This is a genomic window from Streptomyces sp. GL_148, from assembly GCF_057834205.1.
This window is the reverse complement of record NZ_CM174396.1, coordinates 2,875,550-2,887,804: the sequence shown is the minus strand read 5'-3', so window position 1 is coordinate 2,887,804 and position 12,255 is coordinate 2,875,550. Positions and strand designations below refer to the sequence as shown.

Annotated in this window: 9 protein-coding genes and 1 pseudogene; 7 read left to right on the top strand and 3 right to left on the bottom strand. The window is 75.0% G+C overall.

The features are described from left to right. Positions 1-29 precede the first annotated feature (29 nt). The 5 genes and pseudogenes from AC3IYI_RS13330 (at position 30) to AC3IYI_RS13310 (ending at position 6,691) form a co-directional block, all read left to right on the top strand. Positions 30-710 (top strand): hypothetical protein, encoded by a 681-nt coding sequence (locus AC3IYI_RS13330; protein WP_489410385.1) that lies wholly within the window; start codon positions 30-32, stop codon positions 708-710. Positions 711-1,259: 549 nt separating this feature from the next. Further along, positions 1,260-2,105: a DegV family protein gene (locus tag AC3IYI_RS13325; protein WP_489410384.1), complete on the top strand. Its 846-nt coding sequence runs from the start codon at positions 1,260-1,262 to the stop codon at positions 2,103-2,105. Between the two features lie 539 nt (positions 2,106-2,644). After that, the gene (locus AC3IYI_RS13320; protein ID WP_489410383.1) at positions 2,645-3,211 is read left to right on the top strand and encodes a ComEA family DNA-binding protein; all 567 of its coding nucleotides are present in this window, start codon (positions 2,645-2,647) and stop codon (positions 3,209-3,211) included. Between the two features lie 248 nt (positions 3,212-3,459). Further along, positions 3,460-5,673, top strand: a pseudogene (locus tag AC3IYI_RS13315) (ComEC/Rec2 family competence protein); the annotation flags it as partial. Positions 5,674-5,809: 136 nt separating this feature from the next. Continuing rightward, positions 5,810-6,691, top strand: a complete 882-nt coding sequence (locus AC3IYI_RS13310; protein ID WP_489410382.1) for a YceI family protein — start codon at positions 5,810-5,812, stop codon at positions 6,689-6,691. A gap of 18 nt (positions 6,692-6,709) precedes the next feature. Here AC3IYI_RS13310 and AC3IYI_RS13305 read toward each other — a convergent pair whose 3' ends face one another. Further along, positions 6,710-6,952: a hypothetical protein gene (locus tag AC3IYI_RS13305; protein WP_489410381.1), complete on the bottom strand. Its 243-nt coding sequence runs from the start codon at positions 6,950-6,952 to the stop codon at positions 6,710-6,712. 74 nt (positions 6,953-7,026) lie between these two features. Here AC3IYI_RS13305 and holA point away from each other — a divergent pair, with 74 nt between their 5' ends. Next, positions 7,027-8,019, top strand: coding sequence for a DNA polymerase III subunit delta (gene holA, locus AC3IYI_RS13300; protein ID WP_489411521.1), 993 nt, complete (start codon positions 7,027-7,029; stop codon positions 8,017-8,019). A gap of 553 nt (positions 8,020-8,572) precedes the next feature. Here the strand turns inward: holA and AC3IYI_RS13295 are convergent. Further along, a complete protein-coding gene (locus AC3IYI_RS13295; RefSeq protein WP_489410380.1) occupies positions 8,573-9,964 on the bottom strand; it encodes an MFS transporter in 1,392 nt (463 codons plus the stop codon). A 92-nt stretch (positions 9,965-10,056) separates the two neighbouring features. On the opposite strand from AC3IYI_RS13295, the gene AC3IYI_RS13290 reads away from it, so the two are divergent. Then, positions 10,057-10,689 carry a TetR/AcrR family transcriptional regulator gene (locus AC3IYI_RS13290; RefSeq protein WP_489410379.1) on the top strand — a complete coding sequence of 211 codons (633 nt, stop codon included), beginning with the start codon at positions 10,057-10,059 and terminating at the stop codon, positions 10,687-10,689. Positions 10,690-11,762: 1,073 nt separating this feature from the next. On the opposite strand, the gene rpsT is transcribed toward AC3IYI_RS13290, so the two are convergent. Continuing rightward, positions 11,763-12,029, bottom strand: a complete 267-nt coding sequence (gene rpsT / locus AC3IYI_RS13285) for a 30S ribosomal protein S20 (protein WP_489410378.1) — start codon at positions 12,027-12,029, stop codon at positions 11,763-11,765. Positions 12,030-12,255 lie beyond the last annotated feature (226 nt).

The window sequence follows — 12,255 nt, the reverse complement described above, 5'->3', positions numbered from 1 at the left end:
GGACGTAATCGGCTGGGGAAGGGACCCTCATGGAGGCGGCATTTATCATCGTGGCCCTAGTGCTGCTGTTCGCCTTTCTGGGGCTCGGTGTCTACGTGACGACGAAGGTGGTCAAGGCTGCCGCGCGCGGCGTGGACCGGACCATCACCCAGGCCCGCCGCACGGTGGAGGACACCACCCTGAAGGCCCGCAGCTTCGGCCAGGTCGGTGTCGCGGGCGCGCTGGCCACGCTGCGGCTGGATCTGCGCAACTCGATGCGGGCGACGCAGCAGGCGCTGCACGACGGGGTCCAGACGGATGCCTCGCTGAAGGAGTCGATCGGGCTGTTCGAGCGGCTGAGCGTGCACGGGCACGAACTCGACGACGAACTGAAGCGGCTGGAGGCGGAGCCCGACCGGCAGCGGATCGCGGCGGTCCTGCCGGACCTGCGGGAGCGGACGGCGCAGATCACGCAGGCGGCGGACTCGCTGCGCTGGGCGGCGCGCGACCGCGCCCGGCGCTTCGCGGAGGACGACCTGTCACACCTGTCGGCCCAGATCGACGTCGAGTCGGGCGCCCTGCGGGACTGGTCCCGCGCACCTGCCGACGACCTCCCCCAACCGCCTCACACATGGAACACCCCCGAGCCCGAGCCCCCGGCCCTCTCCGAACCCACCCCGACTCCCCAGTACCCCTGGCAGAAGACCCGCCGCCCGGAAGCTACGACCTGAGCCGGGTCCGGGCCCGAGTCCGGCGGTCTCCTCAGCCCCGCCGGTGCTTGAGGCGCGGGCCGGGCGGAGCCCGGTGGTATCCCCAGCCCCGCCAGCCTTTGAGGTGCGGGTCCGGGCGGAGCCCGGCGCTCTCCGCAGCCTCGCCGATGCTTGAGGTGCGGGTCCGGGCGGAGTCTGGTGGCCTTCTCAGCCCCGCCGGCGTTTGAGGCGCGGGTCCGGGCAGCGCCCGGGGAACGGTGGAAGGGCGGGTAGGGGACCCAGCCCCGCAGGGCCGATCACCTGTTGCCGGAGTCCGGCCGCCGGAGCCTGGGGCGGCCCGCCCGTGGACTGCTCGCAGCCCGGCGACACCGCGACGGCAGCCCAGCCACAGCCGGGCGCGAGCCCAGCCACAGCCGGGCGCCAGCCCAGCCACAGCCGGGCGCCAGCCCAGCCACAGCCGGGCGCCAGCCCCGCCGGAGCCCGGCGGCAGCCCACTCGGAGCCGGGCGCCCGAGGCCCACCGGCAGTCCCGGGCTGCCGGAACACCCCCACTGCCGGTAACCTCCGCCTCATGTCCCGCCATGTCGCGATCGTCACGGATTCCACGGCCTACCTGCCCCCACCGGCCATGGCGCGGCACGGAATCACCTCCGTCCCGCTGACCGTGGTCCTCGGCGACGAGGCCCTGGAAGAGGGCACCGAGATCTCGGCCAGGAGCCTCGCCCTGGCCCTGCAGAAGCGCCGCTCGGTCACCACGTCCCGTCCCAGCCCCGAGGACTTCGCCCGGGCGTACCGCGCGGCCGTGGAGGCCGGTGCGACCGCCATCGTCAGCCTGCACCTGTCCGCGGAGTTCTCCGGCACCTACGACGCCGCCGTCGTCGCCGCGAAGACCGCCCAGGTGCCCGTCCGCGTCGTCGACACCGGCATGGTCGCCATGGCCCTGGGCTTCTGCGCCCTGGCCGCGGCGGAGGTGTCCGAGGCCGGCGGTTCCCTCGACGAAGCCGTCGCCGCAGCCGAGAAGCGGGCCGCGGGCATGTCCGCGTACTTCTACGTCGACACCCTCGACTACCTCCGCCGCGGCGGCCGCATCGGGGCCGCACAGGCCCTCCTCGGTTCGGCGCTCGCGGTGAAACCGCTGCTGACGCTGGACGGCGGGCGGATCGAGATGCTGGAGAAGGTGCGTACGGCATCCAAGGCCATAGCGCGCCTGGAGGAGCTGGCCGTCGAGCGCGCCGGGTCCGGCCCCGTCGACGTGGCCGTGCATCACCTCGCGGCCCCCGAACGCGCGGAGAAGCTGGCGCAGAGGCTTCGCGAGCGGGTCCCCGGGCTGGTCGAGCTGCACGTCAGCGAGGTCGGCGCGGTGATCGGCGCACACACCGGACCGGGGTTGCTGGCGGCGGTCATCTCGCCGCGCTGATCACCGGACCGAGTGAGGGAGATATCCACAACGGTCCGGCCATCCACCGGAATTGAGGCTTCCGAACGCGCGCCGCGGCGCGGCCCTACCGTCGTGCCATGACTCTTCGTACGCGCACCTCAGGTCCCGCCGGCGCCACCAGTGGCCCCGGCCGTCCCCGCCTCTCCGACAGCCGTCTGCGGCATCGCCGCGGACAGCGACCGGGCCGCCCGGATCCCGCGGTGGTGCGGCGCCGGGCCGAGGCCCTGCTCGGAGGGGGCCGCCCCCCGGGCGCTCCGCCGCCGCCAGACGGCACCCCGGCCGGGGCAGCGCCGCCCGGCGTCCGTTCCGTCGGGGCGGCGGCGGAGCCCGAGGCCGCGGTCCGGCCGGAGTCGCGGGCCAGGCCCGGGGCGGCGGTCCGTGTCGGGGCCCCGGACCGGGGTGAGGTGGTGGCCGCGCCCGAGAGCCCTGAGGTGCCAGGCGGGGCCTTACGGTGGCTCGCGGTGCGGGAGCGGCTGCCCCTGTGGCTGCAAACCCGCTGTGGGGTGGAGCCGCGGACGGTGGCCGCCGTCTCGGTGGTGCTGGTCGTCGCGGTCGGGTTCGCAGCTCAGCAGTACAAGGCGGCCAGGCCCCGGCCGGTGACCGCACCCGCCGTGGTGGCGCCCGCGGCGGCTGCCCTGCCGGCCCCGACCGCGGTGCGGGCGGGTCCCGGCGCCGGTCCCATCCTGGTGGACGTCAGCGGCAAGGTCCGTGACCCGGGAGTGCGCAAGCTGCCTCCCGGCTCGCGCGTGGAGGATGCCTTGGCCGCCGCCGGGGGAGTGCGGCCCGGGACGGACACCACCGGGCTGAACCGGGCCCGCGTCCTGATGGACGGCGAGCAGGTACTGGTGGGCGCTCCAGCCCCGCCGCCGACGGGCCGGGCAGGTCCCGCCGCCGGGCCGCTGAGCCTGGGCACGGCCACGGCCGAGCAACTGGACGGCTTGCCGGGGGTCGGCCCGGTCCTCGCCCAGCACATCGTGGACTTCCGCACGGTGCGCGGGGGCTTCCGCTCGGTGGAGGAGCTCCGGCAGGTCAACGGGATCGGTGAGCGCCGATTCGCCGATCTGCGCGAGCTGGTGCGGCCGTGAGCCGGGTCGGCGGAGCGGGGCCGGGGCCGACCGGGCGGGGGCCGGCGGGACGGGGTCCGCGTGCGCCGGGTCCGGCCGGGCGGGAAGCGGTGGGGCGGAGTTCGGCCGGACGGGAGGAGGGGCCCCTGGACGTGCGGCTGGTGGGGCCGGCTCTCGCCGTGTGGGGGGCGGCTGCCGTGGGCCTGGGGGTACCCGTCGGCCGGAGTGCCGTGGCGGCGGGGCTGGGAGTGGGTGCGGCGGGGCTGCTGATGCTGGCGGGCCGGAGGCGCCCGGTGCCGTTCCGGACGGCCGTGGCGGCGGTCCTGCTGTGCGCGGCCGCCGGAGCCGGGGTGGCGGGCCTCCAGCGGGCCGAGGCGCGGGCAGGGCCGGTCCCGGAGCTGGCCCGGGACCATGCCCGGGTGCTGGTGGACCTCACCGCGGGCTCCGATCCGCGGACGGCACGCACCGGGAGCGGGCCGCCGGTGGTGGTGCTCGACGCTGTGGTGACCCGGGTGACCGGGCCCGACGGTGCCCGGACCCGGGTGTCGACCCCGGTGCGGGTGCTGGCGGGGCATCCGGGGTGGGCTCGGTTGCAGCCCTCGACGCGGATCGCGGTGGTGGCCCGGCTGGCCCCGGCGCGGGACGGGGAGCGGGCCGTCGCCCTGCTCCGTCCCGCCGGGGACGCCCCGCCACGGGTGACCGGCGGTCCGGACACCGTGCAGCGGATCGCCGGGCGGCTGCGGGCCGGGCTGCGCGAGGTCACCGACGGGCTGGCCCCGGACGCCAGGGCCCTGCTGCCGGGGCTGGTGGTCGGGGACACCTCCCGGGTGGAGCCCGATCTGCACGAGGCGTTCCGCGCCACCGATCTGCTGCACCTGCTGGCCGTATCCGGCTCCAACCTGACCGTGGTGCTGTTCCTGCTCATCGGGGCCCCGGCCCGCGCGCAGCAGGCCGAGCGGGGCGGGCTGGCCCCGCGCCTGGGGCTCTCGCTGCGGGCGACGGCCCTGTGCGGGGTGGCGCTGACCCTGGCCTTCGTGGTGGTGTGCCGGCCGGAGCCCAGCGTGCTGCGTGCGGCGGCCTGCGGCACGGTCACCCTGCTGGCCATCGCCACCGGGAGGCGCAGGTCCCTCATCCCGGCGCTGGCCGCCGCCGTCGTGCTGCTGGTGCTCTACGACCCCTGGCTGGCCAGGAGCTACGGCTTCCTCCTCTCCGTCCTGGCCACCGGGGCCCTGCTGACACTGGCTCCCCGGTGGAGCGAGGCCCTGGTGCGGCGCGGGATGCGACCCCGCTGGGCCGAGGGGCTGGCGGCCGCGGCGGCGGCCCAGGCGGTGTGCGCGCCGGTCGTCGCGGTGCTGTCGGCCCGGGTGAGCCTGGTGGCGGTGCCCTGCAACCTGCTGGCCGAGCTGGCGGCGGGACCCGCGACCGTCCTGGGGTTCGCCGCGCTGGCGGCGGCCCCGGTGTGCCGGCCGGTCGCCGAGGTGCTCGCCTGGTGCGCGGGCGTGCCCGCCGGGTGGATCGCCGCCGTGGCCCGGGGCGGTGCGGGACTGCCCGGGGCGGAGCTGGGCTGGCCCGGCGGGGTGGGCGGAGGGTTGCTGCTCGCCGCGGCCACCTTGGCGGTGGTGGTGCTCGGCAGGCGGTTCGGCCGTGGGCGATGGCTCGCCCCCGCCCTGGCCGTGGTGCTGCTCCTCGCCGTGCTGAGGCCGCCGCTGGTCACTCGTACGCTCAAGGGCTGGCCGCCGCCCGACTGGATCTACACCCAGTGCGCGGTGGGCCAGGGGGACGCCGCCGTACTCGCGGCCGGCCCGGGTACGGCCGTGGTGGTGGACGCGGGGCCCGAACCGGGGCCGGTGGACGACTGCCTGAGGGAACTGGGGGTGAGCCGGGTGCCGATGGTCCTGTTGACGCACTTCCACGCCGACCACGTGGGCGGGCTGGCGGGGGTGTTCAGGGGCCGCTCGGTGGGTGTGGTGCAAGTCACCGGACTGGAAGAGCCGCCGGGGCAGGCCGCGTTCGTGCGGCGGACGGCGGCGGCCGCGGGGGTGCCCGTCGTCCGTGCCGTGGAGGGGGAGCGGCGGCGTGCCGGGCCGCTGGAGTGGCAGGTGCTGTGGCCGTCGGCCGTGGGCGCTCCCCCCGAGGGCCCCAACGACGCGAGCGTGGCCCTGCTGGTGCGCGGCGCCGGCCTGACCCTGCTCCTGCTGGGCGACCTCGAACCGGGCTCCCAGCAGGCCTTGCTGAGGAACCATCCGGAACTGGGGCCGGTCGACGTCCTCAAGGTCGCGCACCACGGCAGCGCCCATCAGGATCCCGGGCTGTACGGGCAGATCCGGCCGCGCCTCGCGATCGTCCCGGTGGGTGCCGGGAACAGGTACGGGCACCCGGCGGCGGGTACGCTCGCCCGGCTGGGGGAGCTGGGCGCGGTCGTGCTGCGCACGGACGAGGACGGTTCGGTCGCGGTCACCGGCGGCGGCTCGGGGCTGCGGGCTTTCCCGGCCATTCGGCGACGGGCCCGGCACGGGCATACCAGGAGTGACCACTCCGTTTGCCCACAACCCGGCAGCATGATCGAATGCGTTTTCGCCAGAGCGGTCCAGGCCCACACAGCACGGGGGTGCATTAACCATGTTCAGTCGCAGACGGGGGATGGAGACGGCGGGAAGCGCCAGTCCCCAGACATCCGCGACACTGACGCTTCCTCATACCGCGCGGCTGCTCAGCTGCCGGGTCCTCGACACGGTCCACCAGCCGGTCCGGCAGGCCACGTTCGAGGTGACCGACCCGATAGGCCGACGGATCGTCAGCGGGGAGACCGACCCGTACGGCGGGTTCACGGCGACGGTGCCGGCGGGCGAGTACCGGCTGGCCGTCACGGCCGAGGGATACGCGCCCTTCCACGGGACGACGCTGGTCGGGGACCCGGCGCAGCCCGGCACAGGGGAGATCGTCCTGGACCCGGTGGATCCGCCGCTGCTGCCGCAGCCGGGCCACTGGGAGCTCGATCCGGGGCATTCGTCGATCGGGTTCTCGGCCCGGCACATCGGCTTCGCCCGGATCAACGGCCGGTTCAAGACCTTCGCCGGCGCCGTGCGGATAGCCGAGCGCATGGAGGACTCCTCCATGCACGTGATCATCGACGCGGCGAGCATCGACACCGGGCTGCGGATGCGGGACGACCACCTGCGCTCCGCGGACTTCCTGGACGCGGCCCGCCACCCGACGGTGGAGTTCTACAGCGAGCGGTTCATCCACCGCAGCGGCAGCCGCTGGTCCGTGGCGGGCGCTCTCACCCTCCACGGCGTCAGCCGGTCCGTCACCCTGGACACCCAATACCTGGGTCTGGGCACGGGCCTGGAGGGCGAGCCGAGGGCGGCCTGCCGGGCGACGGCCCAACTGAACCGCGAGGACTTCACGCTGAACTGGCAGTCGATGCTGGCGCACGGGATCGCGGCGATCGGTTCGAGCGTGGAAGTGACCCTGGACACGCAGGTGGTGCACAAGGCCTGACCGGTTGCGGCCCGGTGGCTACGGGGCTTCGAGCCAGCCGTCGTACTCGGCGGCGAGCTCGTCCAGGGCCGTGGCGTCCAGCCGTTCGCGCGGGTCCTCGACGACCACCAGCCACTGGGCGTCCTCGGCGTCGTCCTCGCCGGCGAGGGCGTCGCGGACCAGCTGCGGTTCCTCCGGGAGGCCGAAGCGGTCGACCACCTCCCGCGCCACCTCGTCGGCGGTGTCGCGGTCGGGCAGGACCAGTACATGTCGCACGTTCACCCGGACATTCTCGGGTACGGGGGAGGGGGCCGGGGCGCGAGGGTCTGTCAGTGCGGCGTGGGATGCTGGAGGCGATGGCCACCAGGAAGAATTCCACCGACGATCCGCTCGCCCCGATCACCCTCGCGGTGGGGCAGGAGGACCTGCTGCTCGACCGCGCCGTGCGGGAGGTCGTGACGGCGGCGCGAGCCGCCGATGCCGACACGGACGTGCGTGACCTCGCCTCGGAGCAGCTCCAGCCCGGCACGCTGGCCGAGTTGACCAGCCCTTCGCTCTTCTCGGAGCGCAAGGTGCTCGTCGTGCGCAATGCGCAGGACCTCTCGGCCGACACGGTCAAGGAGGTCAAGGCGTACCTCGACGCGCCGTTCGAGGAGATCGCCCTCGTCCTCCTGCACGCCGGCGGGGTCAAGGGCAAGGGCCTGCTGGACGCCGCGCGCAAGGCGGGTGCCCGCGAGATCGCCTGCCCGAAGATGACGAAGCCGGCGGACCGGCTGGCGTTCGTGCGGGGAGAGTTCCGGACGCTGGGCCGCTCGGCCACGCCGGAGGCCTGCCAGACGCTGGTCGACGCGATCGGCAGTGACCTGCGGGAGCTGGCGAGCGCGGCGGCGCAGCTGTGCGCGGACGTCGAGGGCACGATCGACGAGGCCGTGGTCGGCCGCTACTACACGGGCCGGGCCGAGGCTTCGAGCTTCACCGTCGCCGACCGGGCGGTGGAGGGGCGCGCCGCGGATGCCCTGGAGGCCCTGCGCTGGTCGCTGTCCACCGGGGTGGCCCCGGTGCTGATCACCAGCGCGCTGGCCCAGGCGGTACGGGCGATCGGGAAGCTGGCCTCGGCCCCGCGGGGGGCCCGTCCCGGGGACCTCGCGCGTGACCTCGGCATGCCGCCGTGGAAGATCGACCGGGTCCGGCAGCAGATGCGGGGGTGGTCGGCGGATGGTGTGGCGGACGCCTTGCGGGCGGTGGCGGATGCCGATGCGGGGGTCAAGGGCGGGGGCGATGACCCGGAGTACGCGCTCGAGAAGGCGGTCGTCGCGGTCGCCCGCGCGGCGCGGACCCGCCGGGGCTAGCCCCGGGGCCCCCGGAGCTGGGCCCCTGGCCCCGGAGCCTGGCCACCGGCCCCAGAGCCGGGCCCCTGGTCTCCGGAGCTGAGCCCGTTGTCCCCGGAGCCGGGCCCCAGCCCCCGGAGCTGAGCCCCTCGTCCCCGGAGCCGGGCCCTGAGCCTCGGTTGCCGGGCCGCTGGCCGTGATGTGGGGGCCGGTCTGGCGACGCCGGTGTGAGGCTGCGGGTGGTGGGCCCTGCGGGGGCTGTCCCCTACCCGCCCTTCGCCCGTTCCCCGGGCTCCGCCCGGACCCGGTCCTCAAACGCCGGACGGGCTGGGTTGGTGGTGCGCGGGCCCGGTTTTCCGGCGTTGGACGGGGTGGGTTGGTGGTGTCCGGACTCGGTCTTCCGGTGCTGGACGGGGTGGGTTGGTGGTGTCCGGACTCGGTCTTCCGGTGCTGGACGGGGTGGGTTGGTGGTGCCCGGGTCCGGCTTTCCGGTGTGGGGTGGGTTGGTGCCGCCCGGGCTGGTCTTCGTGTGTTGGGCGGCCTGGGGTGTCCCCGAGCCGTATGCAGGGGTGGGTCAGTGGGCCATTGCGTGGGGGGAGGCGGGGTCGGGGTGGCCCGGGGGGAGGAGGAAGGGGGTGGCCAGGGCCAGAGCGAGGGCCGGGTAGGCGAGGGTGGTGAAGTCGGCTGAGGCCAGGGCGGCTATGGCGAGGGCCGCGCCCAGTTCGTGCGAGGTGCCGACCAGGCCGGAGGCCAGGCCGGTGTGGGCCGGGGCCACCTCGGAGAGGGCCGAGGTCGTGGCGCACACGAACGCCGCGCCGAGCCCGAGGGCCAGCAGGGCGAAGCCGGGGACCAGGCCCGACCAGAGGCCGCCCAGCGAGGTGAGGGCCGCGCCCGCGGCGGCCAGGGTGAACGCCGCCGCGCCGACCGGGCGCCAGCCGAATCGGGGGAGCAGCCGGGAGCCCAGGTGTGCGCCCGCGGTGGCGGCCACCGCCGCCGGGAGGAAGGCCAGCCCGGTGACCAGGGGGCTCCGCCCGAGGGATTGCTGGATGTGCAGGGAGCTCAGGTAGAACCCGGTCACGAGCAGACCCGCCGCCCCCAGCATCACCGCGCTGCCGCCCAGCAGGGAGCGTCGGCCCGGCATGGAGGGGGGCATCAGCGGGTTGGTGGAGCGGCGTTGCGTCGCCACCAGGAGGGCCACCGCGGCCAGGGCGCCGATGGTCGGGAGCAAGGAGCGTTCGGTCAGCCCGTAGACGAGTGCGGCCGCGGCCAGGGTCGGCAGGAGGATCGCGGGCACGTTCAGCGGTGTCCGGCGGCCGGGATCCACCACGCCGGCGGTGCCGCGGAGCGAGCGGCCGAGCAGGAGGGGGACCCCGAGCAGGGCGAGTAGGCCGACGGGCAGGTTGAGGTAGAAGATCCAACGCCAGCCGGGCCCGTCGGTGAGGATCCCGCCGAGCAGGACCCCGAGGGCCGCGCCGGTGCCGCCGATCGCCGCCCAGGCGCCGAGGGCCCGGTGCCGGGACGGGCCCTGGAACAGGGTCCTGACCAGGGACAGAGCGGCCGGCGAGAGCAGGGCCGCACCGACGCCCTGTGCGGAGCGGGCCGCGATCAGCGTGGCTGCGTCCGCCGCGAGCCCGGAGGCTGCCGAGGCGGCGGTGAAGAGGGCCAGCCCGGTCAGGAACGTCCGCACCGCACCGAACCGGTCCGCGAGTCGCCCGCCGACGAGCAGGAGGGCGCCGAAGAACAGGGTGTACGCCGTGACGACCCAGGTCAGGCCTGGGCCGGAGAGGGAGAGGTCGGTGCCGATGGCGGGGAGGGCGACGTTCACGACGGTGACGTCGGCGATGAGCATGAACTGGGCCAGGCAGAGGAGGACGAGGAGAGGGCCTCGGCGTGGGTGGGGGTGCGGGTCAGGGTGGGCGTCCTTGTCCCGGTTCTGGTCCTGGGCGTGCGGGGCGGGCGAGGGCATGGCGAGGCCGCTCCTAAAGTTAACAGGGGTGTTAGGGATTGAGTATGCGGCTTCGGCTGGGGAATGTGAACAGTGGTGTTAAGTTTGCCGGCATGGTCTCCGACGCACCCCGCCCCCGCCGCGCAGACGCCGAGCGCAACACCGCCGCGATCGTCGACGCGGGCCTGGACTGTTTCCTCGCCGACCCGCAGGCGAGCATGGCCGCCGTCGCCCGCGCTGCCGGAGTCAGCCGCGTCACGCTCTACTCGCACTTCCCGACCCGGGAAGCCCTCCTCGACGCCGCCCTCGACCGGGCCGTCGACGAGGCCGCAGCCGCGTTGGAGGGGCTCGACGGCGAGGGCGGGGCGGCGGAGGAGGGTGGCGTGGGGGTCGGTGTGGGGGGCGGCGTGGAGGAGGCCCTCGGGCTCCTCATCCGCAGCTCGTGGCGGATCCTCGACCGGCACTCCGCGGTGTTCGCGGCCGTCTCCGCGGCGCTGCCGCCCGAGCGGCTGCGCGAGCGCCACGACCGGATCCTCGCTCCCGTCCGCCGGCTGATCGGCAGCGGCCGGGAGAGCGGCGAGGTGCGTGGCGATCTGTCCGCCGACTGGCTGGTCGCCGTCGTCTACAGCCTGGTCCACGCGGCCGCCGCCGAGGTCCAGGCCGGGCGGATGACCGCCGTCGAGGCGCCGGAGATCCTCACGTCCACCGTCCTTGCCGCCGTCACGGCCCGCCCCGCCGCCCCCTGAAGGCCCCCGGGCTGGTGTGAGGGGCCGCCGCCCTTGCGGCCCGGAGTTTCCGTACGGCCCGGCCTCCGTGCGGCCCGGAGTTCCAGTACGGCCCCGGTGCCCCGTGGGGCCCGTAGATCGGCGGCTCTGTATGGCCGGGGCGCCGTAGGGCCGGGGCCGTATACGGGCCGGGGCCCTGTACGGGCCGGGCCACTGCACCGGCCGGGCCCTGTGCGGGCCGGTGTGGCCCGGAGGCTCCGTCCGGCCCAGTGCTCCGTACGGCTGGTAGGTCGGGGGCCTTGAGCTGCCCGGTCCCGGAGTGGCCCGGGCTCCTGAGCGGCCCGGGATCCTGGGTTGCTTCGACTCGGAGTGGCCCGGCCCTGAAGTGACCTGTGGCCGGAGCGGCCCCGGGCTCGGAGTTGCCCCGGGCTCGGAGTGGCCCGGTCTCCCGGAGGGGACCGCCCCCGAAGCGGCCCGGGGCTCGAAGTGGTCCCGGCCCCGAAGTGGCCCAACCTCGGAGGGGCCCCGTACTGGAGCGGCCCGGTCGTGGAGTGGGACCGATCCCGAGTGGGGCGGGTCCCGTACGGTGCGGGGCTCCCGTACGGTGCGGGGCTCCCGTACGGTGCGGGGCTCCCGTACGGCGCGGAGTCCAGTACGGTGCGGGGCTCCCGCACGGCGCGGAGTCCCGTACGGGATGGGGTCCAACACGGCGCGGGGTTCAGTACGGCGCGGAGTCCCGTACGGCGCGGAGTCCAGTAATGCACGGGGCCCCGAGGCGGCGCGGGGCTCCCGTGTGGCCTGGGGCGCCCGTCTGGCCCAGGGGCTTCGTGCCGCCTCGGGGCCGCCGTACGGCTTCGCCCCCGTGTGCCCAGGGGCTTCGTATGGCCCGGGCCGGTCCCGCACGCCCTCCCCGGGCCCCGCGCATGCCGAAGGCCCCGGCTGCTGCCCTGGGGAAGGGTGGCTGCCGGGGCCTTCGGTTACTTCTCGAGTTGCACCGCACCCGCGTGGCGAACGCTTCGTGTGCGGCGCGGAGTGCCGGTCGGGAGCGGGAGAGAGGGCCCGCTGGATCCCTGCCCGGCGATCACATCAGGGGCTCAGCCCTGAAGGGAGCCGACCTTGATCGCCAGCGCCGACTTCTTGTTGGCGGCGGCGTTCTTGTGGATGACACCCTTCGAGACGGCCTTGTCGAGCGCGCGGGCAGCGGCGCGGGAAGCCACGGTGGCCTTCTCGACGTCACCGGCGACGACGGCCTCACGGGCCTTGCGGATGGCGGTCTTGAGCGAGGACTTGACGGCCTTGTTGCGAAGGCGAGCCTTCTCGTTCGTCTTGTTGCGCTTGACCTGGGACTTGATGTTCGCCACGAAAGAGCCTTTGCAGGTTCAGAGATTTGATCTTCGGATTGCGTCCCGTAGAGCTAGAGGGCACACGAGACACAGCTGCTCAGGCTACCAGCTGCCGTTCGACCGGCCCAAACCGAGCGCACTTCCCGGTTCATGGGACGATGGGAGCCTGCGTATAGATCCGACTAGACCCGAACAGATCTGGTTTCGCGCAGACCGACGCCCACACTTCGTTCCGACTGCGACC